The sequence below is a fragment of the Xylophilus rhododendri genome (assembly GCF_009906855.1).
Lineage (GTDB): Bacteria > Pseudomonadota > Gammaproteobacteria > Burkholderiales > Burkholderiaceae_C > Xylophilus > Xylophilus rhododendri.
Genome location: NZ_CP047650.1, coordinates 5,138,657 through 5,162,761, shown reverse-complemented (window position 1 = coordinate 5,162,761; position 24,105 = coordinate 5,138,657). Strand labels below are relative to the sequence as shown.

The 24,105-nt window shown below is 67.1% G+C and carries 24 protein-coding genes and 2 pseudogenes; 5 read left to right on the top strand and 21 right to left on the bottom strand.

All coding sequences use genetic code 11. The features are described from left to right. Window positions 1-19: 19 nt before the first annotated feature. The 9 genes and pseudogenes from GT347_RS23900 to GT347_RS28105 form a co-directional block, all read right to left on the bottom strand. Entirely contained in the window at window positions 20-751 is a 732-nt protein-coding gene (locus GT347_RS23900; RefSeq protein ID WP_160554569.1) for a hypothetical protein, read from the bottom strand. Beyond that, entirely contained in the window at window positions 748-1,851 is a 1,104-nt protein-coding gene (zapE, locus tag GT347_RS23895) for a cell division protein ZapE (protein WP_160554568.1), read from the bottom strand. The genes GT347_RS23900 and zapE overlap by 4 nt, the downstream gene beginning before the upstream one ends. 2 nt (window positions 1,852-1,853) lie before the next feature. Beyond that, window positions 1,854-3,281 (bottom strand): dihydrolipoyl dehydrogenase, encoded by a 1,428-nt coding sequence (lpdA, locus tag GT347_RS23890; RefSeq protein WP_160554567.1) that lies wholly within the window; start codon window positions 3,279-3,281, stop codon window positions 1,854-1,856. 11 nt (window positions 3,282-3,292) lie between these two features. Continuing rightward, entirely contained in the window at window positions 3,293-3,511 is a 219-nt protein-coding gene (locus GT347_RS23885; protein ID WP_160554566.1) for a DUF2283 domain-containing protein, read from the bottom strand. Next, entirely contained in the window at window positions 3,508-3,744 is a 237-nt protein-coding gene (locus tag GT347_RS23880) for a hypothetical protein (protein WP_160554565.1), read from the bottom strand. The genes GT347_RS23885 and GT347_RS23880 overlap by 4 nt, the downstream gene beginning before the upstream one ends. A gap of 19 nt (window positions 3,745-3,763) precedes the next feature. Next, a complete protein-coding gene (gene odhB, locus GT347_RS23875; protein ID WP_160554564.1) occupies window positions 3,764-5,020 on the bottom strand; it encodes a 2-oxoglutarate dehydrogenase complex dihydrolipoyllysine-residue succinyltransferase in 1,257 nt (418 codons plus the stop codon). A gap of 69 nt (window positions 5,021-5,089) precedes the next feature. Next, a complete protein-coding gene (locus GT347_RS23870) occupies window positions 5,090-7,957 on the bottom strand; it encodes a 2-oxoglutarate dehydrogenase E1 component (RefSeq protein WP_160554563.1) in 2,868 nt (955 codons plus the stop codon). A gap of 140 nt (window positions 7,958-8,097) precedes the next feature. Then, window positions 8,098-9,815: pseudogene (locus tag GT347_RS27720) on the bottom strand (ATP-binding protein). A gap of 141 nt (window positions 9,816-9,956) precedes the next feature. Then, window positions 9,957-10,238: pseudogene (locus GT347_RS28105) on the bottom strand (PAS domain-containing protein); the annotation flags it as partial. Window positions 10,239-10,374: 136 nt separating this feature from the next. On the opposite strand from GT347_RS28105, the gene GT347_RS23855 reads away from it, so the two are divergent. Then, window positions 10,375-10,842 (top strand): SET domain-containing protein, encoded by a 468-nt coding sequence (locus tag GT347_RS23855; RefSeq protein WP_160554560.1) that lies wholly within the window; start codon window positions 10,375-10,377, stop codon window positions 10,840-10,842. Window positions 10,843-10,849: 7 nt separating this feature from the next. Here the strand turns inward: GT347_RS23855 and GT347_RS23850 are convergent, their stop codons facing one another. Genes GT347_RS23850 through GT347_RS23810 form a run of 9 tightly spaced genes read right to left on the bottom strand, consistent with a single transcriptional unit; the run spans window position 10,850 to window position 18,177 of the window. Further along, a complete protein-coding gene (locus GT347_RS23850; protein WP_160554559.1) occupies window positions 10,850-11,338 on the bottom strand; it encodes a molybdenum cofactor biosynthesis protein MoaE in 489 nt (162 codons plus the stop codon). A gap of 1 nt (window position 11,339) precedes the next feature. Continuing rightward, window positions 11,340-11,606 carry a MoaD/ThiS family protein gene (locus GT347_RS23845; protein ID WP_160554558.1) on the bottom strand — a complete coding sequence of 89 codons (267 nt, stop codon included), beginning with the start codon at window positions 11,604-11,606 and terminating at the stop codon, window positions 11,340-11,342. Further along, a complete protein-coding gene (locus GT347_RS23840; RefSeq protein ID WP_160554557.1) occupies window positions 11,603-12,883 on the bottom strand; it encodes a molybdopterin molybdotransferase MoeA in 1,281 nt (426 codons plus the stop codon). The genes GT347_RS23845 and GT347_RS23840 overlap by 4 nt, the downstream gene beginning before the upstream one ends. Before the next feature lie 24 nt (window positions 12,884-12,907). Next, window positions 12,908-13,453 carry a molybdopterin-guanine dinucleotide biosynthesis protein B gene (gene mobB, locus GT347_RS23835; protein WP_160554556.1) on the bottom strand — a complete coding sequence of 182 codons (546 nt, stop codon included), beginning with the start codon at window positions 13,451-13,453 and terminating at the stop codon, window positions 12,908-12,910. Then, a complete protein-coding gene (gene thrC / locus GT347_RS23830; RefSeq protein ID WP_160554555.1) occupies window positions 13,450-14,892 on the bottom strand; it encodes a threonine synthase in 1,443 nt (480 codons plus the stop codon). The genes mobB and thrC overlap by 4 nt, the downstream gene beginning before the upstream one ends. Further along, a complete protein-coding gene (locus GT347_RS23825; RefSeq protein WP_160554554.1) occupies window positions 14,889-15,293 on the bottom strand; it encodes a type II toxin-antitoxin system VapC family toxin in 405 nt (134 codons plus the stop codon). The genes thrC and GT347_RS23825 overlap by 4 nt, the downstream gene beginning before the upstream one ends. After that, entirely contained in the window at window positions 15,290-15,547 is a 258-nt protein-coding gene (locus tag GT347_RS23820) for an AbrB/MazE/SpoVT family DNA-binding domain-containing protein (protein ID WP_160554553.1), read from the bottom strand. The genes GT347_RS23825 and GT347_RS23820 overlap by 4 nt, the downstream gene beginning before the upstream one ends. Window positions 15,548-15,593: 46 nt before the next feature. After that, complete coding sequence (locus GT347_RS23815; protein ID WP_160554552.1) at window positions 15,594-16,916, bottom strand: homoserine dehydrogenase; 1,323 nt, start codon at window positions 16,914-16,916, stop codon at window positions 15,594-15,596. A 37-nt stretch (window positions 16,917-16,953) separates the two neighbouring features. Further along, window positions 16,954-18,177, bottom strand: coding sequence for a pyridoxal phosphate-dependent aminotransferase (locus GT347_RS23810; protein ID WP_160554551.1), 1,224 nt, complete (start codon window positions 18,175-18,177; stop codon window positions 16,954-16,956). 113 nt (window positions 18,178-18,290) lie between these two features. On the opposite strand from GT347_RS23810, the gene GT347_RS23805 reads away from it, so the two are divergent. From GT347_RS23805 to GT347_RS23790, 4 genes are all read left to right on the top strand, one after another. Then, the gene (locus GT347_RS23805) at window positions 18,291-18,665 is read left to right on the top strand and encodes an Mth938-like domain-containing protein (protein ID WP_160554550.1); all 375 of its coding nucleotides are present in this window, start codon (window positions 18,291-18,293) and stop codon (window positions 18,663-18,665) included. A 207-nt stretch (window positions 18,666-18,872) separates the two neighbouring features. Further along, entirely contained in the window at window positions 18,873-19,352 is a 480-nt protein-coding gene (locus GT347_RS23800) for a peroxiredoxin (RefSeq protein WP_160554549.1), read from the top strand. A 478-nt stretch (window positions 19,353-19,830) separates the two neighbouring features. Then, on the top strand, window positions 19,831-21,342 hold the full coding sequence (locus tag GT347_RS23795) for a PhoH family protein (RefSeq protein ID WP_229722456.1): 1,512 nt from the start codon (window positions 19,831-19,833) through the stop codon (window positions 21,340-21,342). Between the two features lie 2 nt (window positions 21,343-21,344). Next, the gene (locus GT347_RS23790) at window positions 21,345-21,734 is read left to right on the top strand and encodes a hypothetical protein (RefSeq protein WP_160554548.1); all 390 of its coding nucleotides are present in this window, start codon (window positions 21,345-21,347) and stop codon (window positions 21,732-21,734) included. Between the two features lie 15 nt (window positions 21,735-21,749). Here the strand turns inward: GT347_RS23790 and dnaB are convergent, their stop codons facing one another. The 3 genes from dnaB to rpsR all read right to left on the bottom strand — a co-directional run bounded on the left by dnaB (window position 21,750) and on the right by rpsR (window position 24,092). Next, on the bottom strand, window positions 21,750-23,168 hold the full coding sequence (gene dnaB, locus GT347_RS23785) for a replicative DNA helicase (RefSeq protein WP_160554547.1): 1,419 nt from the start codon (window positions 23,166-23,168) through the stop codon (window positions 21,750-21,752). Between the two features lie 177 nt (window positions 23,169-23,345). Further along, window positions 23,346-23,798 carry a 50S ribosomal protein L9 gene (gene rplI / locus GT347_RS23780; protein ID WP_160554546.1) on the bottom strand — a complete coding sequence of 151 codons (453 nt, stop codon included), beginning with the start codon at window positions 23,796-23,798 and terminating at the stop codon, window positions 23,346-23,348. Window positions 23,799-23,810: 12 nt separating this feature from the next. Continuing rightward, window positions 23,811-24,092, bottom strand: a complete 282-nt coding sequence (gene rpsR / locus GT347_RS23775; protein ID WP_160554545.1) for a 30S ribosomal protein S18 — start codon at window positions 24,090-24,092, stop codon at window positions 23,811-23,813. Window positions 24,093-24,105 lie beyond the last annotated feature (13 nt).

The following is a 24,105-nucleotide window of genomic DNA, read 5'->3' as shown; positions in this document are numbered from 1 at the left end:
GGCCCGGGCGGCCGGCCGCTCAGCGGACCTGTACCGGCGGCGATGGCGGCGCCGGCGTTTCCGGCAGCGGCTGGGCCGGAACCTTGTCCTTGTTTTCCTGCTCGCGCCGGGCCTGCGCCTCACGGCGCTCCTGCGCGGCCTTCACCCGTTCGTCGTATTGGCGGCGTTCATCCGGCGCCGCCGCGGCGCGCTGCGCCTGGTCGGCCACCGCTTTTTCGTGCGACTGCTGGGCGCTGCTGCGATTGGCCTGCGCGCGCGCCGCATTGCCGGGCGCGGCGGCGGCGCGGTCGGCGTTGCGGCGATCTAGGTCCGCTTGGCGCTGCTCGGTCGGCACGGCGGTCGCGGCGCGCTGCCGGGCACGCTCTTCGTCGCGTTCGTTCTGCTGGCGCTGCTCTTCCACCCGGGCCAGGCGTTCGAGCTCGTGGCGCTGGCGCTCGCCGGCGCGCACCGCGGTATCGCGGTGGTTCAAGGCGTTGAGCTGCGGCCGGTACCTGTCGCGCACCTCCAGCAAGCAGGCGTTGACGACGAAGCGCTGGTAGCACTGCGCCTCCTCGGTCGCCTGTGCGGCCGTCAGCCTGTCACGTTCGGCCTGCACCTCGGCGAAGAGACGGGCCGCCACATCGGGCTCGATCGGCTCGGCGCGCGGCCGCAGGCCCTCGGGAATCTCGGGCAGCGGCGTGTGGCTGCAGGCGGCCAGCATCGCGGCCAGGGCCACAGCGGCCAGGCCGGGGGAAAAACGCGCAAGTCTCATGTGATGGCAGTATCGACCACCCGGCGCTCCAACGCCAGGAACTCGGCCGACTGCATTTCGTTCAGGCGCGAGACGGTCCGGGGAAACTCATGGGCCAGCGGCCCTTCGGTGTAGAGCGCTTCCGGCGGCACGGCGGCCGACATGATGAGCTTGACGCGCCGGTCGTACAGCACGTCGATCAGCCAGGTGAAGCGCCGCGCCTCGGACGCCATGTTGACCGGCATGTGCGGCACATCGGACAGCAGCACCGTGTGGAACTGCGTGGCGATTTCCAGGTAGTCGTTCTGCGAGCGCGGCCCGCCGCACAGGGTGCGGAAGTCGAACCACACCACGCCGCCGGCCTTGCGCCTGGCCTCGATCCTGCGCGCCTCGATGGTCATCACCGGGTCTTCGTCGCGTGTCTCGGCCAGGTGGTCGAAAGCCTCGGTCATCGCCGCGTCGGCCTCGGCGCCCAGCGGCGTGTGATAGAGCTTAAGCTTCTCCAGCGTGCGGCGCCGGTAGTCGGTGCCGTTGTCCACGTTGACCACTTCCATGCGCTCGTTGAGCAACGCGATGGCCGGCAGGATGCGGTCGCGGTGCAGGCCGTCCGGATAGAGGCCGTCGGGCTTGAAGTTGGAGGTGGTGACGAAACCCACGTTGTTGTCGAACAGGGCCACCAGCAGCCGGTGCAGGATCATCGCGTCGGTGATGTCGGCCACATGGAATTCGTCGAAGCAGATCAGCTGGTAGCGCTCGGCCATGCGGCGGCCGAGTTCGTCCAGCGGATTGACCGTGCCCTGCAGCCCGGCCAGCTCGCGGTGCACTTCCCGCATGAACTCGTGGAAGTGCAGCCGCACCTTGCGTTCGATAGTCACGGCGTTGAAGAAGCAGTCCATCAGGAAGCTCTTGCCGCGCCCCACCCCGCCGTACATGTAGACGCCGCGCGGAATCTCCGGCTTGCCGCCGAAGAGGCGCCGTAGCGCGCCGCCGCCACGCTTCTGCTCGAATGCCGTCCATTCGTCGGCGCAGCGCTGCAGCGCGTCGACCGCGCGCAGCTGCGCGGGATCGGCCACGAAGCCCCGCTGCCGGAGTTCGGCCTCGTAGGCCTCGCGGACTTTCACGCTCAGAAGTTCAGCGTGCGCTTGTCCACCGCCAGCGCCGCTTCCTTGGTCGCTTCCGACAGGGACGGGTGGGCATGGCAGATGCGCGCGATGTCTTCGGCGCTGGCCTTGAACTCCATCGCCACGACGGCTTCGGAGATCAGTTCGCTGGCCGAGGGGCCGACGATGTGCACGCCCAGGATCTCGTCGGTCGTCGCATCGGCGATGAACTTGACGAAGCCGGTGGTGTCGCCCAGCGCACGGGCGCGGCCGTTGGCCAGGAAGGGGAAAGAGCCGGCCTTGTAGGCGACGCCGTCGGCCTTCAGCTGCTCTTCGGTCTTGCCGACCCAGGCGATTTCCGGGCTGGTGTAGATGACCCAGGGGATGGTGTTGAAGTTGACGTGGCCATGCTGGCCGGCCATGCGCTCGGCGACGGCAACGCCCTCTTCCTCGGCCTTGTGCGCCAGCATCGGGCCGCGCACCACGTCGCCGATCGCCCAGACGCCGGGCAGGTTGGTCTTGCACTCTTCGTCGACCACGATGGCACCGCGCTCGTCGAGCTTCAGGCCCACGCCTTCGGCGTTCAGGCCGATGGTGTTGGGCACGCGGCCGATGGAGACGATGAGCTTGTCGGCTTCCAGCGTCTGCGCCTCGCCCTTGGCGTCGGTGTAGGCGATGGAGACGCCGGCGTCCGATGCCTTGATCTCGCCGACCTTCACGCCCAGGTTGATCTTCAGGCCCTGCTTGTCGAAAGCCTTCTTGGCTTCCTTGGCGACCTGCTGGTCGACCGCGCCCAGGAAGGTCGGCAGGCCTTCGAGGATGGTGACTTCCGCACCCAGGCGGCGCCAGACCGAGCCCATTTCCAGGCCGATCACGCCGGAGCCGATCAGCGCCAGCTTCTTGGGCACGGCGCCCAGGCGCAGCGCGCCGTCGTTGGACAGCACGTTGATTTCGTCGAAGGGCGTGCCCGGCAGCGCACGGGCGTTGGAGCCGGTGGCCAGCACGACCTGCTTGGCGAACAGGGTCTCTTCCTTGGCGCCGGAGACCTTGATCTCGTAGCCCGCGTCGGTGGCCGACACGAAGGAGCCGCGGCCGTGGAAGAAGCTGATCTTGTTCTTTTTGAACAGGTACAGGATGCCGTCGTTGTTCTGCTTGACGACGGTGTCCTTGCGGCCGATGAGCGTGGGCAGGTCGAGCTCGACGCCCGACACCTTCACGCCGTGCTCGGCCAGGTGCTTGTGCGAGAACTCGAAGTGCTCGGAGGACTGCAGCAGCGCCTTCGAGGGGATGCAGCCCACGTTGGTGCAGGTGCCGCCGGGTGCCGGGCCGCCGGCCGCGTTCTTCCATTCGTCGATGGCCGCGACCTTGAAGCCGAGTTGTGCCGCGCGGATGGCCGCGATATAGCCGCCGGGGCCGCCGCCGATGACGATGACGTCGAATTGTTGGGACATGGTTTGCTGCCTCAGAGGGCCGCGGACGGACGGGCCGCCGCGACCTGTTCAAAAGAAAAAGTGGGTATGTCGGCACGCTCGCGGGCGTGCTCCATGGTCATGGCGCAGACGCGCCCCTGATCGTCGAGTTCCAGCAGCGTGTTTTCGTCGAGATCGCGCGATTCGACGATGCCGCCCGACCGGAACTCGATGTAGAGCGTGTCGGTATCCTCGAAATACTTCACTTTCATGGGCGGAAGCTCCGATCGAAAAAGGCGTTGTGGACGGTTTCACCATCCTCCAGCAGCACCACCCGCAACCAGCGGCCTTCGGCCTGCGGTACACGGGCCCACAGCCGCAGGCGGCCATCGGACTGGTGCAGTCGATGCTCCGGATGATCCACGACTTCTTCGATCCACTCCAGCGCAATGGCCTGGCGGTCAGGGCGCTGGCGTGTCGAAAGAAAGTACTGCGAGCACTTCACGCGGCACGCAGCGGACGGATCAGATGTCGAAGAGGAGGCGCGACGGATCTTCCAGCGCGTCCTTCATCGCCACCAGGCCCAGCACGGCTTCGCGGCCGTCGATGATGCGGTGGTCATAGGACATGGCCAGGTAGTTCATCGGACGGACCACGACCTGGCCGTTCTCGACCACGGCGCGGTCCTTGGTGGCGTGCACGCCCAGGATGGCGGACTGCGGCGGGTTGATGATGGGGGTGGACATCATCGAGCCGAAGGTGCCGCCGTTGGAGATGGAGAAGGTGCCGCCGGTCATGTCGTCGATGCCCAGCTTGCCTTCCTGTGCCTTCTTGCCGAATTCGGCGATCTTCTTCTCGATGTCGGCGAAGCTCAGCTGGTCGGCATTGCGCAGGATCGGGACCACCAGGCCGCGCGGCGAGCCGACGGCGATGCCGATGTCGAAGTAGCCGTGGTAGATGATGTCGTTGCCGTCCACCGAGGCGTTGAGCACCGGGAACTTCTTCAGGGCGTGCACTGCGGCTTTCACGAAGAAGGACATGAAGCCCAGCTTCACGCCGTGTTCCTTGGTGAAGTTGTCCTGGAAGCGCTTGCGCAGGTCCATCACCGGGGCCATGTTGACTTCGTTGAACGTGGTCAGGATGGCGTTGGTGGACTGCGATTGCAGCAGGCGCTCCGCGATGCGGGCGCGCAGGCGGCTCATCGGCACGCGCTGTTCCGGGCGCTCGCCCAGGTCGGCGGAGACCGGTGCGGCGACTTGCGCCAGGGCCGGCTTCGGTGCGGCGGCGGGAGCCGGAGCGGCAGCGGGCTTGGTGCCGGAGGCCACGGCCGACAGCACGTCGCCCTTGGTCACGCGGCCGTCCTTGCCGGAGCCGGAGACGTCGGAGGTGGACAGGTTGTTGTCGGCCAGCAGCTTGGCGGCGGCGGGCATGGCGACGTCGGACTTGGCGCCACCGGTGGCGGCCGGTGCGGCGGCAGCGGGCGCAGGCGCGGCGGCGGCCGGCGCAGGAGCCGCGGCGGCAGGCGCTGCGCTGGCGGTGGCCGAGGTGTCGATCTTGGCGATGACCTGGTCGGACACGACGGTACCGCCGTCGCCCACCACCAGGTCGGTCAGCACGCCCGACGAAGGCGCGGGCACTTCCAGCACGACCTTGTCGGTTTCGATCTCGATCAGGATTTCGTCGGCGGTGACGGCTTCACCGACCTTCTTCTTCCAGTTCAGCATGGTGGCCTCGGCCACGGATTCGGACAGCTGCGGGACTTTGACTTCAACGATTGCCATGGGAATTCTTCTTTCGATTTGTCTTGCGAAAGCGGGACGGCGCCTGTGCGCACGTCCCGCGGGATCTCATCACTTGGTCAGCACGAAGCCCTTGAGCTTGCTGAAGGCGCCTTCGACCAGGGCCTTCTGCTGCTCCTGGTGCAGATGCGAGTAGCCCACGGCCGGAGAAGCCGAGGCGGCGCGGCCGGAGTAACCCAGCTTCTGGCCGTCCTGCATGTTCTCGTGGATGTAGTGCTGCACGAAGAACCAGGCGCCCTGGTTCTGCGGCTCGTCCTGGCACCACACGATGTCGGTGGCGTTCGGATACTTCTTCAGCTCGGCCGCGAAGGCTTTGTGCGGGAAGGGATAGAGCTGCTCGACACGCAGGATGGCGGTGTCGTCGGCGCCCTTCTGTTCGCGGTGCTTGGCCAGGTCGTAGTAGACCTTGCCGGAGCAGACCACGACGCGCTTGACCTTGTCGGCCTTGAGTTCCTTGCTTTCGGCGATGACGGTGCGGAAACCGCCACCGGTGAACTCGGACACCGGGGAGGTGGCGTCCTTGTTCCGCAGCAGCGACTTGGGCGTCATGATGATCAGGGGCTTGCGCAGATTGCGCACCTGCTGGCGGCGCAGCAGGTGGAAGATCTGGCTGGCCGTGGTGGGTTGTACCACCTGCATGTTGGTGTCGGCCGACAGCTGCATGAAGCGCTCCAGGCGAGCGGAGCTGTGCTCCGGGCCCTGGCCTTCGTAGCCGTGCGGCAGCATCAGCGTCAGGCCGTTGACGCGGCCCCACTTCACTTCGCCGGAGGCGATGAACTGGTCGATCACCACCTGCGCGCCGTTGGCGAAGTCGCCGAACTGCGCTTCCCAGATCACCAGGGTGTTGGGATCGTTGGAGGCATAGCCGTATTCGAAGCCGAGCACGGCTTCTTCCGACAGGATGGAGTCGATGACGGTGAACGGAGCCTGGTTGTCGGCCACGTGGTTCAGCGGCACGTAGATGCCTTCGTCGAAGCGCTCGCGCTTCTGGTCGTGCACGACGGCATGGCGGTGGGTGAAGGTGCCGCGGCCGCAGTCCTCGCCCGACAGGCGCACCGGGTAGCCGCTGGCCACGAGCGAGGCGTAGGCCATGGTTTCGCCCATGCCCCAGTCCACGTTGACTTCACCGCGGCCCATGGCGGCGCGGTCGTCGTACACCTTCTTGACCAGCTGGTGTGGCGACACGCCTTCGGGGATGGTGGTGACCTTCTCGGCCAGGCGCTTCCACTCGCTGTGCGGGATGGAGGTATCACCGGCATCGGTCCACTTCTTGCCCAGGTAGGGGCTCCAGTCGACGGCGTACTTGCCCTTGAAGTTGGTCAGCACCGGATCGACCGTGTGCTTGCCTTCGTCCATGGCGGCGCGGTAGGCCTTGACCATGTCGTCGCCCAGCGTCTCGCCCAGGCCCTGCGCGGACAGCTTGTCGGCGTAGAGGCGGCGGGTGCCGGGGTGGGCGGCGATCTTCTTGTACATCAGCGGCTGGGTGAGCGAGGGGGTGTCCTGCTCGTTGTGGCCCAGTTTGCGGAAGCAGATGATGTCGACGACCACGTCCTTCTTGAACTCCATGCGGAATTCCAGGGCCAGCTGGGTGGCCATGACCACGGCTTCCGGATCGTCGCCGTTCACGTGCAGCACCGGCGCCTCGATCATCTTGACGATGTCGGTGCAGTACAGCGTGGAGCGGCTGTCGCGCGGATCGCTGGTGGTGAAGCCGATCTGGTTGTTGATGACGATGTGGACCGTGCCGCCGGTGTGGTAGCCACGGGTCTCGGCCAGCGCCAGGGTTTCCATGATGACGCCCTGGCCTGCGAAGGCGGCGTCGCCGTGCACCAGCACCGGCAGGACCTGCTTGCCGTCCGGATCGCCGCGGCGGTCCATGCGTGCGCGCACCGAACCTTCGACCACCGGGTTGACGATTTCCAGGTGCGAGGGGTTGAAGGCCAGCGAGAGGTGGACCGGGCCGCCGGCCGTGGTCACGTCGGAGCTGAAGCCCTGGTGGTACTTCACGTCGCCGGAAGGCAGGTCTTCGGGGGCGGTGTGGTCGAACTCGGCGAACAGGTCGGCGGGCAGCTTGCCCAGCGAGTTCACCAGCACGTTCAGGCGGCCGCGGTGGGCCATGCCGATGACGATTTCCTGCACGCCCTTGGCGCCGGCATCCTGGATCAGCGCGTCCATCGAGGCGATGAAGCTTTCGCCGCCTTCGAGCGAGAAACGCTTCTGGCCGACGTACTTGGTGTGCAGGAAACGCTCCAGGCCTTCGGCGGCGGTCAGGCGGCCGAGGATGTGCTTCTTCTGCTCGCCGTTGTAGCTGGGCTTGGCGCGGGCCGTCTCCAGCTTGGTCTGCCACCAGCGCTTCTGGTTCTGGTCGGTGGTGTGCATGTACTCCGAGCCCAGCGTGCCGCAATACGTCTCGCGCAGTGCGTTCAGCAGGTCCCGCAGGGACATGGTGTCCTTGCCGAAGAAGGTGTTGCTGGTGTTGAAGACCGTTTCCTGGTCGGCGTCGGTGAAGCCATAGAAGGAGGGTTCCAGCTCGGGGATGGCGGGACGCTCGGTGCGCTTGAGCGGATCGAGGTCGGCCCAGCGCACGCCGACGTTGCGGTAGGCCGCGATCAGCTGCTGGACGGCCGTGCGCTTGCGGCCGAGTTCGGAGTCCGCCCCGCTGGCCACGACGACGCGGGTGCCGCCCTGCTTGGCGCGCTCGGCGAAGGCGTTGACCACCGGCAGGTGGGGCACGTCGCGCGAGTCGGAACCGTCGGCCGACGGCACGTTCTGCAGTGCGTCGAAGTAGGTGCGCCAGTTGTCGGGCACGCTGCCGGGATTGGCCAGGTAGTTTTCATACATCTCCTCGACATACGGCGCGTTGCCGCCGAAGAGATAGGTATTGCCTTGGTAGGCGGCGAAGACAGATGTCTCACTCATGGGGCGCTACTTTCGTTTTCCTGGAGAAAACCTGAGCTGGTTTGAAACCTTCCGCGACACGGCTGAACCGATTGGCGGATGCGACTGTGGCTGGAAGGGGCCTTGGTACGGGCGGCATTGTGCCACCGATCGAAGAGGGGTCATTCTCCGCCCGCCGGCAGTCCCCGCGAGAGCTGCGCGGTCTTCTGCAGTTCGGCGCGCAGCTGCAGCACCTGGTCGCGGTTGTTGATCATGTGGCGGATCTTGCCGGCGAGCTCCTCCTGCCGGTAGGGCTTGCTGATCAGCGCCACGCCGGCATCGAGCCGGCCGCCGTGCACGATGGCGTTCTCGGTATAGCCGGAGGTGAACAGCACCTCGATGTCGGGCAGCAGCAGCCGGGCGCGGCGCGCCAGCTCGGGGCTGCGCAGCGGGCCGGGCATGACCACGTCGGTGAACAGCAGGTCGACTTCCACGCCGGTTTCCAGCAGGGTCAGCGCGCTCTGGGCGTCGCCGGCCTTGAGCACGCGGTAGCCCAGGCCGGTGAGGATGTCGACCACCGCCTCGCACACCTGGGCATCGTCCTCCACCACCAGGATGGTTTCGCTGCCGCCGCCAGCCGGCGCATGATTTGCGGCGCCGGCTGGTGCTCGGCCTGCAGGCTGCGCGGCAGGTACATGCGCACCGTCGTGCCATGGCCGGGCTCGCTGTAGATCTTGATGTGGCCCTGGCTCTGCTTGACGAAGCCATAGACCATCGACAAGCCCAGCCCGGTGCCGCTGCCGTCGGGCTTGGTGGTGAAGAAGGGGTCGAAAGCGCGGCCCAGCACCTCGGGTGTCATGCCGCAGCCAGTGTCGGAGACGGCGATCATCACGTACTGCCCGGGCGCCACCTCGTCGTGCAGGCCTGCGTAGAGCTCGTCGAGGCTGGCGTTACCGGCCTCTATCGTCAGGGCGCCCTGCCCGTCCATGGCATCGCGGGCATTGATCGCCAGATTGAGAAGCGCGTTCTCCAGGAAGCCGGGATCGGCCAGCACATTCCACAGGCCGCCGCCGACCACGGTGCGCAGTTCGACCGAGGCACCGAGCGCACGGCGCAGCATGTCGTCCATGCCGCGCACCAGCCGCCCGGCGTTCAGCGCCACCGGCGCCAGCGGCTGCTTGCGGGCGAAGGCCAGCAGGTGCGAGGCCAGGCGCGCGCCGCGGTCCACACTGAGCAGGGCGGACTGGATGCGCCGCGTGCCGCGCGCATCGTCCCGCGCCAGGGGCTTGAGCAGCTGCAGATTGCTGGCGATGACCTGCAGCACATTGTTGAAATCGTGCGCCACGCCGCCGGTGAGCTGGCCCAGTGCTTCCATCTTCTGCGACTGCATCAGCGCCTGCTCGCTGCGCTGCAGGGCCTCGGTGCGCTCGGCGACCAGCGCTTCGAGCTGCTCATGGTGGCGCCGCAGCTCGCGCTGGGCGTGGCAGTGCTCGGTCACGTCATGGCCCTGGATGAAGAAGCCGCGCACGCTGCCGTCCAGCGCGAACATGGGCTGGCACAGCACATCGATGAAACGCTGTTCGGGCTCCAGGCCCGGCCGCCTGGGCAGCATCACCGGCTGCGCCTGCGCGATGAAACGGTCGCCGGTGGTGCCGACCCCTTGCAGCACCTGCGCGAAGGCCTGGGCCTCCTGCGCGGGCAGCACATCCTGCATGGGCCGGCCCAGGATGTCGCGCCGGCCGACCAGCCGGAAATAGGCCTCGTTGGCCATTTCGTAGGCACGGCCCGGCTCGCTGAGAATGCAGACAAAACCCGGCGCCAGATCGAACAACTGGCGCAGCGCAGCCGCCTCCTCGCTCAGGGCGCGGTTGCGCGCGTCCACCGCTTCCGCGCGCTCCATGAGGTGGTGCGCCGCCAGCACCGAGCTCGCATCCTGGACCTGCGCCGGGGACGGCTGCGTTTGCAGCGAGCGCAGCCGGTTCAGCTCGGTCACGTCCTCGGTATGTTGCAGCAGAAGGTGCACCTCGCCTTGGGCATCCAGCAGCGGTGTGTGGGTGGCGCTCCAGAAACGTTCCTCGAAGACCGGGCCCTGCAGCGTGTCGCGCGCCACGTCGTAGCGGATCAGCGGCAGGGTGTCGCGGCAGCGGCCGTGCAGCGCGCGCTCCAGCGAGTGGCGCAGCTGCAGGGCGCTGTCGTCCCCGCTGCCGTCCGCCATGGCGGGGAAGGCCTGGAAGATCGTCAGGCCCAGCAACTGGTCGAGCCGGCGTTGCGTCACATCGAGATAGGCGCGGTTGGCGCCGACGATGACGAAGTCCCGGTCCATCGCCAGATAGGGATTGGGCGAGAGATCGAAGAAAGCCTGGAAGTCGAGGTGCTGCACGCGTTTGCTCCGGACAGGGGCTCATTGTAGAAAGCGAAGGCACTCGAATGGAAGCGTGTCCACCAGCGAGAATCCCATCATGCCTCAGCCCCGCTTCACCCCGTGTGTTTCCTTGCCCGCCGTGGAAGTCCGCAACAGCGAGATCCATGGCCTGGGCGTGTTCGCCGCCAAAACCCTGCCCAAGGGCAGCACCCTGGGCTTCTATGACGGCCGCCGCTACACGGCCCGGCAGATCGCCCGCATCACCTGGGACGAGAAACTCACCTACCTCTTCGGCCTGTCGGACGGCACCACGATCGACGGCGGCAACGGCGGCAACGCCACCCGCCATCTCAACCACGCCTGCGCGCCCAACTGCGAGGCACAGGAAGAGACCGGCGAGGACGGCAAGCTGCGGGTGCGCATCGCCACGCTCAAGCGGGTGCGCCCCGGCGAGGAGCTGTTCATCGACTACGCGCTGACGGCCGACGAGAGCGCATCGCCCGCAGATTACGCCTGCCGCTGCGGCGCCCGCAAGTGCCGCGGCACGATGCTGGGCGCGGTTTAGACCAACATCAGGACCGGGGCGGCATGGCGTCCCAGCGCGCCAGGGCTTCGTCGTCCGACACCCGCGCATCCACCCAGTGGGCGCCGCCGGGCGTGCTTTCCTTCTTCCAGAACGGCGCCTGGGTCTTCAGGTAGTCCATCAGGAATTCACAGGCCTTGAACGATTCGCCCCGATGCGCCGAGCTGACCGCCACCAGCACGATCTGCTCCTGCGGCTGCAGCAGGCCGATGCGGTGGATGACCCGGGCGCCGCGGATGTCGAAGCGCTCGAAGGCGGCGGCGATCATGGCCTCGATCGCCTTTTCGGTCATGCCGGGGTAGTGCTCCAGCTCCATCGCCGACACGCTGCCCTGGCCGCCGTGGTCGCGCACCGTGCCGACGAAACTGCAGACCGCGCCGACACCGCCGTCGCCGGCACGCAGCGCCGTGACTTCGGCGGAGAGATCGAAATCCCCGGCCTGGATGCTCACATGCGAGCGAACGGATTGCGTTCCCATGTCAGCCCCCGGTGACCGGCGGAAAAAACGCGATCTCGGCGCCGGGGCGCAAGGCGGCGCTCTCGTCCTGCTGCAGCACCTGGTCCACCGCCACCCGCACCGCCCGGCAACGCGCCAGGCTCTGGGCCCAGGCGCCGCCGCGGGCGATGAGTTCGTCGCGCAGGCCGGCCACGGTGGCGGCCTGGCTGGTCCAGCTTTCCGCGCCGGTGCCCACCGCCTCGCGCACCGAAGCGAAATAGCGCAGCTGCAGTTCGACGGGCTGGCTCACGACAGCAGCTCCGAGAACGGCAGGAAACGCACCAGGTCCCCGGGGGCGATAGGCGTGCCGGGCGGGTTGTCGACCAGGCCGTCGCCCCAGACCATGGAGGTCAGCACACCCGAGCCCTGGTGCGCGAACAGCTCCAGGCCGCCGGTGGCGCCGCGCGCCACACGCAGGAATTCGCGGCGCGGATCGGCCTTGGGCCAGCTGAAATGCGCCACCGTCGGCACCGGTTCGGGCGACAGGCGCGACGCGCCCTGCAGCTTGAGCAGGAAGGGCCGCACCATCATCAGGAAGGTCACGAAGCTCGACACCGGATTGCCCGGCAGTCCGATGAAGTGGGCGCCGCAGACTTGGCCGTAGGCGAAGGGCTTGCCCGGCTTCATGGCCATCTGCCAGAGCGTGAGTTCGCCGAGCGCCTGCACGGCGGGCTTGACATGGTCCTCCTCGCCGACGGAGACGCCGCCGCTGGTCAGCACCAGGTCGTGCCCGTCGGCGGCGCGGCGCAGGGCGGCCACGGTGGCGTCGAAGTCGTCCGGCACCACGCCCAGGTCGGTCACCTCGCAGCCGCAGCGCCTGAGCAGGCTGCTGAGCAGGAAGCGGTTGGAGTTGTAGATGGCGCCAGCCGGCATGTCGGCCGGCGCCTTCTCGCCGGGCATGACGAGTTCGTCGCCGGTGGAGAACAGGGCCACGCGCGGCCGGCGCGCCACCTGCAGCGTGGCGCGGCCGATGCTGGCGGCCAGGCCGAGCGCGGCCGGGCTCAGCCGGGTGCCGCGGGTCAGCACGACCGCGCCGCGGCGCACATCCTCGCCAGCGCGGCGGATCGCCTCGCCTGGGGCGGGAATGCGGTCGATGCGCACCCGGTCGCCGTCCTGCGCGCTGCAGAACTCCTGCATCTGCACCGCATCGGCGCCGGCCGGAATCGGCGCGCCGGTGAAGATGCGTGCGGCCGATCCGGGCGCCAGCGGCCCGGGCGACTGGCCGGCCGCGATGCGCTGCGACACCGGCAGCACCGTGCCCGGCCCGGACAGGTCGGACAGGCGCAGGGCGTAGCCATCCATGGCGCTGTTGTCGTTGGGCGGCACCTGCAGCTCGGACAGCAGGTCTTCGGCCAGCACCCGGCGGTCGGCCTCGAAGGTGGACAGCGTTTCGAAGGCGCCCTCGCCCGCCAGCGGCGTGGCGTGGGACAGCAGTTCGGCCAGTGCGTCGTCGAGGGCCGTGAGCTGCTTGCGGGGCGCGCCGCCGGAGACGGGCTGGGCGGGAGAGGTCGTGGGCTTGGAAGACATGGGGGACGATTCTGGCGAGTCGGATCAGGCTTGGGTGGGCGGCGTGTAACGGAATCGGTCGCCGTGCTCGTTCAGCCATCCGGCGACGGCCTCGGGCCGGGCCCAGTCGAGCACCGGTCGCGCGCCGGTATCGGGCAAGGCCCCGGGCCGATCGGTGCAGATGGCGAGGATGCGGCCGTCGTCCGGAAAACGCGGTGGCTGGCCCGCGAAATCCGGCGAAGGGGCGCGCCAGACCTCGATCTTGGCCAGCTCGCCGCCGCGAAAGCCTTCGACCAGAACCCAGTCCAGGGTCGGGTCGAGTTCGGCGATCAGGGCGTGCACCGACGGCTCCTGCGGCACCGCGTATTCACGCATCAGCGCCAGGCGCACATCCGAAGCCACCAGCACCTCGGCAGCGCCGGCCTTGCGATGGCGCCAGCTGTCCTTGCCTTCATGGTCGATGTCGAAGCGATGGTGCGCATGCTTGATGACACCGACACGCTGGCCGGATGCCGCCAGCAGTGCGATCACCGCCTCGATCAGCGTGGTCTTGCCCGAGCCGGAATAGCCGGCAAAACCGACGACCTTCACGCGCAGTGCCGGACGATGTAGTCCTTCACCGCCGACACGCCGGCGGGCAGGTCGGTCACCCGCTTGGGCAGGGCCTCGATGCCGTCGAAGGCCGGCGGGCGCTCGGGCTCCTGGTCGAGTGCCTCGACGATGGTGGCGGCGAACTTGATCGGCAGCGCCGTCTCCAGCACGATCATCGGCACGCCTTTTTCCACGAAGGGCCGGGCCACCTTCACGCCGTCCGCCGTGTGCGGATCGATCATGGTGGCGTGGCGCTTCCAGGTGTCGCGGATGGTGTCCACCCGGTCGGCATGGCTACTGCGGCCGCTGGCGAAGCCGTACTTGCCCGAGGCATCGGCGAAGGAAGCGTGCTCGTGCAGCTCGAAGAAGCCCTTGCTGCCGAGCTCGTCGGAGAACAGACGTTTGACTTCCGAGCCGTCGCGGCCGAGCAGATCGAACACGAAGCGCTCGAAGTTGCTGGCCTTGGAGATGTCCATCGACGGGCTGGAGGTCTCGTGCGTGTCGGCGCTGCCGCGCACCCGGTAGATGCCGGTGCGGAAGAACTCGTCGAGCACGTCGTTCTCGTTGGTGGCCACCACGAGCTTCTGGATCGGCAGACCCATCATGCGGGCCACATGGCCGGCGCAGACGTTGCCGAAATTGCCGCTGGGCACCGAGAAGCTGACCGTGTCCGGCGTGCCGCCCTCGGGCGTGGCGCGAGACGCCTGGAAGTAGCCGGCGAAGTAGTACACCACCTGGGCCAGCAGCCGCGCCCAGTTGATCGAGTTGACCGTGCCGATGCGGTACTTGCGCTTGAAGTCCAGGTCGTTGGAGACGGCCTTGACGATGTCCTGGCAGTCGTCGAACACACCTTCGATCGCCAGGTTGTGGATGTTGGCGTCCTGCAGGCTGAACATCTGTGCCTGCTGGAAGGGACTCATGCGGCCCTTCGGGCTGGTCATGAAGACCCGCACGCCCTGCTTGCCGCGCATGGCGTATTCGGCCGCGCTGCCGGTGTCGCCGGAGGTGGCGCCCAGGATGTTGAGTTGCTCGCCGCGGCGCGCCAGTTCGTATTCGAACAGGTTGCCCAGCAGCTGCATCGCCATGTCCTTGAAGGCCAGCGTGGGGCCGTTGGACAGGGCTTCGAGGAAGAAGCTGTTCTCCAGCTCGCGCAGCGGCACGATCTCGTCGGTGCCGAAGACGGCCTTGGTGTAGGTGCGCTGGCAGATGTCGCGCAGTTCCTCGGCCGGGATGTCGTCGATGTAGAGCGACAGGATCTCGAAGGCCAGGGCCGCGTAGCCGTGCTGGTCGTAGAGGGCGCGCCAAACTTCGAGGGTGGCGGTATCGACCTGCGGATAGTGCTCGGGCAGGTACAGCCCGCCGTCCGGCGCCAGGCCTTCGAGCAGGATTTCGCAGAAGCGCTTGCGGTCGGCGTGGCCGCGGGTGGAGAGGTATTTCATGCGCTGGGACAAATGAGTTCCACGTCGGGAAAGTAGGTCTGGATACGTTTGCTGTCGCGGGTCAACAGCGCCAGCCGGCGAACGCTGGCATGTGCGCCGATGAAGAAGTCGGGCAGGGTCGCGTGCCGCTGGCCGCCGGCCTGGCGGTAGTGGGCATGGGCGCGAGCGGCCTGGAAGGCGATGTCCTCGTCGAGCGGGTCCACGCCGATGCGCAGGTCTCGCAGGAAGTCCTGGATGTCGGCCTGGCTGGCGAAGTCGCGAGCGATTTCGGCATAGACGATCGCATTGATCAGCAAGGGCCCCTGCCCCGCCGCCCGCAGCAAGGCGGACTCGCTCCACGCGTACCAATCTGAAGTGCCTTCGACCAGATCGATCAGCACGTTGGCGTCCACCAAAGTCATCGCATCGCGTCTTCGCCGCGGGTGAAACGCATGATTTCCTCGGTGGACTGCTTGAGCACCCCGGTCCCGCGCCATTTGCGCAGCGCCACACGGATGTCCTCGACATCCGCCGGTTTGGAAGCAGCCGCGGTCATACGCACGCTGCCATCGGGCATCGCCTCGTACTCGACCTCCTGGCCAGCTGCCACCTTCAGATGCTGGCGCATGGCTTTCGGAACGGTCACCTGGCTCTTGACTGTGAGTGCGTAACCCATGGCGTCCTCCAAAAAAGTAATACCTGATTGTATTACTTCACCGCTTTCAGGCCAGTTCTTCCTTGCGGATGCGAACGATGGGCGCCAGCACCGTCGGCAGCACCTGCATCTGCGCGATGGCGGCGTCCATGGTGCCTTCGCGGGTGTCGTGCGTCAGGATGATCAGGTCGGTCTGCGGAGCACCCTCGCCGCCCACGTCCTCGGACTCGCGCTGCAGCACCGCGTCGATGCCGATGCCGGCCGCGGCCAGCAGGCCGGTGACCTTGGCCAGCACGCCGTTCTGGTCGGCCACACGCAGGCGCAGGTAGTAGCTGGTGACGACCTCGCTCATCGGCAGCACCGAGACATCGCTCATCTCGTCGGGCTGGAAGGCCAGATGCGGCACGCGGTGTTCGGGGTCTGCGGTGTGCAGGCGGGCGATGTCGACCAGGTCGGCCACGACCGCGCTGGCGGTCGGCTCGCTGCCTGCGCCCTTGCCGTAGTACAGCGTGGTGCCGACCGCGTCGCCCTGCACCATCACCGCGTTCATCGCGCCTTCGACGTTGGCGATCAGGCGCTTGGCCGGCACCAGGCTGGGATGCACCCGCAGCTCGATGCCCGCGGCCACGCGTTTGGTGATGCCCAGCAGCTTGATGCGGTAGCCGAGTTGTTCGGCGTAGCGGATGTCGGCCGCACCCAGCTTGGTGATGCCCTCGACATAAGCCCGGTCGAACTGCACCGGCACGCCATAGGCGATGGCCGACATCAGCGTGATCTTGTGGGCGGCGTCCACGCCTTCGATGTCGAAGGTGGGGTCGGCCTCGGCATAGCCCAGGCGCTGGGCTTCCTTCAGGACCACGTCGAAGTCCAGGCCCTTGTCCCGCATCTCCGACAGGATGAAGTTGGTGGTGCCGTTGATGATGCCGGCGATCCATTCGATGCGGTTGGCGGTCAGGCCCTCGCGCAGCGACTTGATGATGGGGATGCCGCCCGCCACGGCCGCCTCGAAGGCCACCATCACGCCCTTGCGCTGCGCGGCCGCGAAGATCTCGGTGCCGTGCACCGCCAGCAGCGCCTTGTTGGCGGTGACCACATGCTTGCCGGCCTCGATGGCTTCGAGCACCAGCTGTTTGGCGATGCCGTAGCCGCCGATGAGTTCGACCACGATGTCGATCTCGGGGTTGGCGACGACCTGGCGGGCGTCGTTCACCACGGTCACGTCCGGGCCCACGGCGGCGCGCGCGCGTTCCACGTCGAGGTCGGCCACCATGGTGATGGCGATGCCGCGGCCGGCGCGGCGGCGGATCTCTTCCTGGTTGCGCTGCAGGACGTTGAAGGTGCCGCTGCCGACGGTGCCGATGCCCAGCAGGCCTACTTGAATCGGTTTCATGGAAATCTGGTGAAGGAAAAAAGGTGCGGGACCGGGATCAGGCGTGGCGCCGACGATAGCTTTCGAGGAAACGCGCGATGCGCGAGATGGCCTCGCGCAGGTCGTCCTCGTGGGGCAGGAACACGATGCGGAAATGGTGGTTGCCGGGGTAGTTGAAGCCCGAGCCCTGCACCAGCATCACGCGGGTTTCATTGAGCAGTTCCAGGAAGAACTGCCGGTCGTCCTCGATGGGATACATCTGCGGATCGAGCTTGGGGAACATGTACAGCGCGGCCTCGGGGCGGTTGCAGGTCACGCCCGGAATCGCGGTGATCAGCTCGTAGGCCAGGTCGCGCTGGCGGCGCAGCCGGCCGCCGGGGCCGACCAGCTCGTTGATGCTCTGGTAGCCGCCGAGCGCCGTCTGGATCGCCCACTGGCCCGGCACGTTGGCGCACAGGCGCATGTTCGAGAGCATGTTCAGGCCCTCGATGTAGTCGGTGGCGCCGCGCTTGTCGCCCGAGATCGTCATCCAGCCCGCGCGGTAGCCGCAGGAGCGGTAGCTCTTGGACAGCGAGTTGAAGGTGATGGTCAGCACGTCGTCGCTGAGCGAGGCGATCGCGGTGTGGCGCACGCCGTCGTAGAGCACCTTGTCGTAGACCTCGTCGGCGAAGATCAGCAGGCCGTGCTCGCGGGCGATCTGCACCAGGGAGCGCAGCAGCTCGTCGGAATACAACGCGCCCGTGGGGTTGTTCGGGTTGATGACGACGATGCCCTTGGTGCGCGGCGTGATCTTGGCGCGGATGTCGTCGAGGTCGGGCATCCAGCCGTTGGCCTCGTCGCACAGGTAGTGCACCGGCTTGCCGCCCGACAGGCTGGTGCAGGCGGTCCACAGCGGGTAGTCGGGCATGGGCACCAGCAGTTCGTCGCCGTTGTCCAGCAGCGCGTTGGTGGCCAGCGCGATCAGCTCGGAGGCGCCGTTGCCCAGGTAGATGTCGTCCAGCGTCACGCCCTTCACGCCCTGCTGCTGGGTGTAGTGCATGACGGCCTTGCGCGCCGCGAAGATGCCCTTGCTGTCCGAGTAGCCGGCCGAATTGGGCAGGTTGCGGATCATGTCCTGCTGGACTTCCTCGGGCGCATCGAAGCCGAACGGCGCGAGGTTGCCGATGTTCAGCTTGATGATCTTCTGGCCTTCCTCTTCCATCTCCTTGGCGCGGTCCATGATGGGACCACGGATGTCGTAGAGGACGTTGGCGAGCTTGGCGGATTTCTGGATTGCCTTCAAAGTCCCTCCGGCAGTGGGCGAAACGCGGGGAAACCTAGAATTTGACCACAGTCGCCGCCACGTGCCGACCGCTCCGCGAACCTTTTGGCCTTCTTTCTCCCTCACATCCCATCATGAAACTGCAACCCGATAGCTTCGACGTCCAATCCATCAGCGGATATGGCCCGGGCTGGTTGACGATCCAGGGCGAGAGGATCGAGAGCAGCCTGGTCATCAGCGCCGCCGGGGAACGCTTCGACTGGGGATGCGATCGCTTCGAGGCGCTGGGCGCGGAGCATTTCGCCAGGCTGGCGGAGATGGATGCGGAAGTGGTGATCTTCGGCAGCGGCAAACGCAACCGCTTCCCGCCGGCGGCCTGGCTGCGCCCGCTGATCGCCAAGCGCATCGGACTGGAAACCATGGACACGGCGGCTGCCTGCCGCACCTACAACATCCTGGCCGGCGAAGGCCGGCGCGTGGTGGCCGCCCTGCTGCTGGAAGCCGGCTGATTTGGCCTCTGTTTAGGGACTTTTGGCATCCGCGCGAGGAACCCTTGCCGCGCCGATGATAAAATCCGGGATTGCTGCCGCGCAGGAAGCGGCTTTACTGGACTTGCAGCGGTGATCGCGGCCTGCGATCGCGGTTTGTACGCCCGGTAAGGAAGCGGCCGGTCGTCGGTATCCCCGGCAGGTCCCGTTATAGGAAATAGAACTCACATGGCGATCGTTGTCAACAAGCCCATTCCCGAATTTGAAGCCATCGCAACGAACGGAGTCAAGGTTACCAACACCTCGCATGCCGGCCAGACCGTAGTGCTTTATTTCTATCCCAAGGACAACACGCCGGGATGCACCACGGAAGCGATGCAGTTTCGCGATCGCTACAAGGATTTCGTGAAGGCCGGCGCCACCGTCTTCGGCGTCTCTCGCGACAACATGAAGTCGCACGACGACTTCAAGGCCAAGGTCGAACTCCCCTTCGAACTGATCGCCGACACCGAAGAAAAAATGTGCCACATGTTCGGCGTGGTCAAGAACAAGATCATGTACGGCAAGAAGGTCAAGGGCATCGAGCGCAGTACCTTCCTGATTGGTCCGGACGGCGTGCTGCGTGCCGAATGGCGCGGCCTGAAGGTGCTGGGCCATGTCGATGAAGTGCTCACGGCAGTCAAGGAACTGAACCGCCAGGCAGCCTGATTCCGAGCCCTGCGGGGCCGGTTTCCACGCCCGGATGCGGGTTTCACGATCGCCGCGGCAGCCGTCCGGCGGTCGTGCATAATGAATTCATGCTGCAGGTTATTTCCACCGCGCTCATCCACCAAAGCCGTCCGGGTTCCCCGACGGCTTTTTTGTTTTGGTCGATTTTTCCTAGCGAGCCGAACGTCCATGCCTCTGCCTACCGCCCCTCCAAGCGCGCCGCCATCCTGCCTGCCGAGGCCTACTCCAATCCAGCCGAGCGACGCGGCGCCAAGTCGAACGCGCCCGTGGACGCCGAGCCCGAGGAACGCTCCGCTCCTGCGCCACTGCGCGCCGTACCGGCGACCGCCGCCGCGAGCAGCCGCCGCAGGACCGTCGATGCGGCACCTGCAGCCGCCACCCCCTCGCCCGCGGCCCTGGTCGCCTCGCTGTTCAAGCCGGATAAGCAGCCCGCCGCTCCCGCCCCATCGCCCAGCCGGTGGAAAACCGCGCGCCGGCACCGGCCGCACGCCGCGGACGCGGCGCTGTTGCCGCCCCGGCCACCGCCGCCGCGCCCAAGCCGGCGACCCGCAACGCCAAGCCGACCCGCGACGCCAACACCGTCAGCAAGCTCTTCGTGCTCGACACCAACGTGCTGCTGCATGACCCGATGTGCCTGTTCCGCTTCGAGGAACACGACATCTACCTGCCGATGATCGTGCTGGAAGAGCTCGACGGCCACAAGAAGGGCATGACCGAAGTCGCCCGCAACGGCCGCCAGACCAGCCGCACGCTCGATGCCCTGGCCGCCGCCCAAGGCGCCGACATCGCCCGCGGCTTGAAGCTCGACACCACCGGCCACCGCGAGGCGCGCGGCAGCCTGTTCTTCCAGACCGAGGCGCTCGACCACCCCCTGCCCGCCGCCCTGCCCCAGGGCAAGGCCGACAACCAGATCCTGGGCGTGGTCGCCGCGCTGCGCGCCAAGCTCGCGCCGCGCCCGGTGGTGCTGGTGTCCAAGGACATCAACATGCGCGTCAAGGCGCGTGCGCTGGGCCTGGACGCCGAGGACTACCAGAACGACAAGGTCATCGAGGACGGCGACCTGCTCTACTCCGGCGCCCTCGCCCTGCCCGCCGACTTCTGGACCCGCCACGGCAAGAGCGTGGAGAGCTGGCAGAGCGGCGGCCACACCTACTACCGCGTCAGCGGCCCGGTGGTGCCCAGCCTGCTGGTCAACCAGTTCGTGTATTTCGAGGCGCCGGGCGAGACCAGCCTGTACGCCCGCGTCACCGAGATCCGCGACCGCACCGCGGTGCTGCAGACCCTGAAGGATTACGGCTCGGCCAAGAACAACATCTGGGGCGTCAACACCCGCAACCGCGAGCAGAACTTCGCGATGAACCTGCTGATGGATCCGGAGGTCGACTTCGTCACCCTCACCGGCACCGCCGGCACCGGCAAGACGCTGATGGCCCTGGCCGCCGGCCTCACGCAGGTGCTGGACGACCGCCGCTACACCGAGATCATCATGACCCGCGCCACCGTCAGCGTGGGCGAGGACATCGGTTTCCTGCCCGGCACGGAAGAAGAGAAGATGGGCCCCTGGATGGGCGCGCTCGACGACAACCTCGAGTTCCTGGCCAAGGGCGACGGCGGCGGCGCCGGCGAATGGGGCCGCGCGGCCACCAATGAGCTCATCCGCAGCCGCATCAAGGTCAAGAGCCTGAACTTCATGCGCGGCCGCACCTTCCTGAACAAGTACGTGATCATCGACGAGGCGCAGAACCTGACGCCCAAGCAGATGAAGACCCTGATCACCCGTGCCGGCCCCGGCACCAAGATCGTCTGCATGGGCAATATCGCGCAGATCGATACGCCCTACCTCACCGAAGGCTCTTCCGGCCTCACGTTTGCCGTGGACAAGTTCAAGGGCTGGCCGCACGGCGGCCACATCACCCTGGCCCGCGGCGAACGTTCACGCCTGGCGGACTTCGCCAGCGAGGTGCTCTGAGCATGTCCGTCTGGCTGACCGCCCTGAAGCTGGTGCCCTGGGACGACGTGCTGAAGTCCACCCCCGGCCTGGTGCGCCAGGCGCGGCAGCTGTTCCGCTCCAGCAAGGGCCAGCAGCCAGCGTCGGCCAGCCAGGAGGTGGCGGCCGAGGCGCTGGACGGACGCGACCCCAAGGCCATGGCCGCCCTGGTTCGCGGCCTGCACGAGCGGGTTCAAGTGCTGGAGAAGGAGCAGCGGGAGACCGCCGCCCTGCTCGAATCGCTGGCCGAGCAGCAGGAGATGGTGGTGCAGACGCTGGGCGCGCTGCGGGCGCGGGCCAAGCTGCTGACGGCTGTCTGCGGCGTGCTGATGCTGGCGGTGGTCGGGCTGCTGACTTGGGTGTCCCGGCACTGAGGCCGGGAAGGCGCATCAGTACTGGTCTTCGCCTATGCCGCCGCTGGCGAGGCTTTCGAAACGCGTAAGAGGCTTCAGGAAGGCCAGCTTGACCGTGCCGGTCGGGCCGTTCCGCTGCTTGCCGATGATGACCTCGGCGATGCCGGGGTCCTTGCTGTCCTTGTTGTAGTAGTCGTCGCGGTAGATGAACATGATGATGTCCGCGTCCTGCTCGATGGCGCCGGACTCGCGCAGGTCGGACATCATCGGCCGCTTGTCGGTGCGCTGCTCCACGCTGCGGTTGAGCTGCGACAGCGCGATCACCGGACACTGCAGCTCCTTGGCCAGCATCTTCAGGCCCCGGGAGATCTCGCCCAGCTCGGTGGCGCGGTTGTCGGAGCCGGATGCGTTCGAGCCGCTCATCAGCTGCAAATAGTCGACCACGATCAGGCCCAGCTTGCCGCACTGGCGCGCCAGGCGCCGGGCGTTGGCGCGCAGTTCGCTGGGCGTGAGGCCGGGGGTTTCGTCGATGTGCAGGGAGATGGTACGCAGGCGTTCGATGGCCTCGGTCAGGCGCGGCCATTCCTCGTCCGAGAGCTTGCCGGTGCGCAGGTGGCCCTGGTCGATGCGACCGATGGAGCCCACGATACGCACGGCCAGCTGGGCGGCGCCCATTTCCATCGAGAAGATCGCGACCGGCAGGCCTTCGTTGAGCGCCACATGCTCGGCGATGTTCACCGCGAAGGCCGTCTTGCCCATGGAGGGGCGCGCCGCCAGCACCACCATGTCGCCGGCCTGCAGGCCGGAGGTCATACGGTCCAGGTCGATGAAGCCGGTGGGCACGCCGGTCACGTCGGCGGCGTTGTCGGCCATCTCCTGGACGCGGTCCAGCAGATCGACCACCAGGGTGTCCATGCTCTGGAAACCCTGCTTCATGCGCGAGCCTTCCTCGCCGATCTTGAAGATCTTCTGCTCGGCCTGGTCCAGGATCTTGGCGACCGGCACGCCCTGCGTGTTGAAGGCCTGGGTGGCGATTTCGTCGCTGGCGCTGATCAGCTTTCGCAGGATGCCGCGCTCGCGCACGATCTCCGCGTAGCGGCGGATGTTGGCCGCGCTCGGCACGTATTGCGCCAGCGCGTTCAGGTAGGTCAGGCCACCCACCTCCTCGCCCTTGCCGATGGTCTGGAGCTGCTCGAAGACGGTGATCACGTCGGCGGGCTTGGAGGCGTTCACCAGGCTGGCGATGGCGGTGAAGATCAGCCGGTGCTCGTGCCGGTAGAAGTCCACGTCCCGCAGCAGGTCGCCCACCCGGTCCCAGGCGCCGTTGTCCAGCAGCAGCCCGCCCAGCACGCTGGACTCGGACTCGATGGAGTGCGGCGGCACCCGCAGGCGGGCGACTTCGGCATCGCCGGTAGCGGAAGAATCGAAAGTGGACAGGGCTGGAATCGCGGACATGGATCTTCGGTTGGCAACCATGCATGCTACGGCGCAGGCCGGAGCACGTCACTGGATAAGGTGTGGACGACCTGTGTGCGGACGGTGGATGGTCATGTATGAACCACGCCACCTCGGTCGCGCGCCATGAAAAAAGGCCGCCCGGAGGCGGCCTTCTCATCTGACGGTGAAACGCGATTAAGCGGATTCGCCGTAGACGGTGACGGTGATCTCGACGACCACGTCGGTGTGCAGCTGCACGGCGACGGTGTTGTCACCCACGGTCTTGACCGGGCCGTTGGGCAGACGGATCTGCGACTTGGCGACCTTGAAGCCTTCTTTTTCCAGGGCATCGGCGATGTCCTGGTTGGTGACGGAGCCGAACAGGCGGCCGTCGACGCCGGCCTTCTGGGTCAGCTTGACGGTGCGGCCGGCGAGCTTCTCGCCCTGGGCTTGCGATTCCGCCAGCTTGGCGGCGGCAGCCTTTTCGAGTTCGACGCGCTTGGCTTCGAATTCGGCCTTGGCCGAAGCCGTGGCACGGCGTGCCTTGCCGGTCGGGATCAGGAAGTTGCGGGCGAAGCCGTCCTTGACCTTGACGATGTCGCCGAGGCCGCCGAGGTTCACGACCTTGTCGAGCAGGATGATTTGCATGACAGGGACTCCTTAGATCTTGTGCTGGTCGCTGTACGGGACCAGGGCCAGGAAGCGGGCACGCTTGATGGCGGTGTTGAGCTGACGCTGGTAGATGGCGCGGGTGCCGGTCAGGCGTGCGGGCACGATCTTGCCGTTCTCGCCGATGAAGTCGCGCAGGGTGTCGACGTCCTTGTAGTCGATTTCTTCGACGCCAGCGACGGTGAAGCGGCAGAAGCGCTTGCGGCGGAACAGCAGCGACTGGGTGTTGCGCTTAGGACGCTTGTCCTTGTTGAAACGTTTCGGTCCGGGCATGTTGGACTCCTGA

Bases quoted from the DNA above. Each gene is read 5' to 3' on its own strand.
- lpdA (WP_160554567.1), bottom strand. From the start codon at position 3,281: ATGTCCCAACAATTCGACGTCATCGTCATCGGCGGCGGCCCCGGCGGC.
- odhB (WP_160554564.1), bottom strand. From the start codon at position 5,020: ATGGCAATCGTTGAAGTCAAAGTCCCGCAGCTGTCCGAATCCGTGGCC.
- GT347_RS23870 (WP_160554563.1), bottom strand. From the start codon at position 7,957: ATGAGTGAGACATCTGTCTTCGCCGCCTACCAAGGCAATACCTATCTC.
- GT347_RS23855 (WP_160554560.1), top strand. From the start codon at position 10,375: ATGCCTCAGCCCCGCTTCACCCCGTGTGTTTCCTTGCCCGCCGTGGAA.
- rplI (WP_160554546.1), bottom strand. From the start codon at position 23,798: ATGCAAATCATCCTGCTCGACAAGGTCGTGAACCTCGGCGGCCTCGGC.
- GT347_RS23840 (WP_160554557.1), bottom strand. From the start codon at position 12,883: ATGTCTTCCAAGCCCACGACCTCTCCCGCCCAGCCCGTCTCCGGCGGC.
- GT347_RS23815 (WP_160554552.1), bottom strand. From the start codon at position 16,916: ATGAAACCGATTCAAGTAGGCCTGCTGGGCATCGGCACCGTCGGCAGC.
- rpsR (WP_160554545.1), bottom strand. From the start codon at position 24,092: ATGCCCGGACCGAAACGTTTCAACAAGGACAAGCGTCCTAAGCGCAAC.
- GT347_RS23885 (WP_160554566.1), bottom strand. From the start codon at position 3,511: ATGAAAGTGAAGTATTTCGAGGATACCGACACGCTCTACATCGAGTTC.
- GT347_RS23805 (WP_160554550.1), top strand. From the start codon at position 18,291: ATGAAACTGCAACCCGATAGCTTCGACGTCCAATCCATCAGCGGATAT.
- GT347_RS23820 (WP_160554553.1), bottom strand. From the start codon at position 15,547: ATGGGTTACGCACTCACAGTCAAGAGCCAGGTGACCGTTCCGAAAGCC.
- GT347_RS23825 (WP_160554554.1), bottom strand. From the start codon at position 15,293: ATGACTTTGGTGGACGCCAACGTGCTGATCGATCTGGTCGAAGGCACT.
- dnaB (WP_160554547.1), bottom strand. From the start codon at position 23,168: ATGTCCGCGATTCCAGCCCTGTCCACTTTCGATTCTTCCGCTACCGGC.
- GT347_RS23790 (WP_160554548.1), top strand. From the start codon at position 21,345: ATGTCCGTCTGGCTGACCGCCCTGAAGCTGGTGCCCTGGGACGACGTG.
- GT347_RS23900 (WP_160554569.1), bottom strand. From the start codon at position 751: ATGAGACTTGCGCGTTTTTCCCCCGGCCTGGCCGCTGTGGCCCTGGCC.
- GT347_RS23800 (WP_160554549.1), top strand. From the start codon at position 18,873: ATGGCGATCGTTGTCAACAAGCCCATTCCCGAATTTGAAGCCATCGCA.
- GT347_RS23850 (WP_160554559.1), bottom strand. From the start codon at position 11,338: ATGGGAACGCAATCCGTTCGCTCGCATGTGAGCATCCAGGCCGGGGAT.
- thrC (WP_160554555.1), bottom strand. From the start codon at position 14,892: ATGAAATACCTCTCCACCCGCGGCCACGCCGACCGCAAGCGCTTCTGC.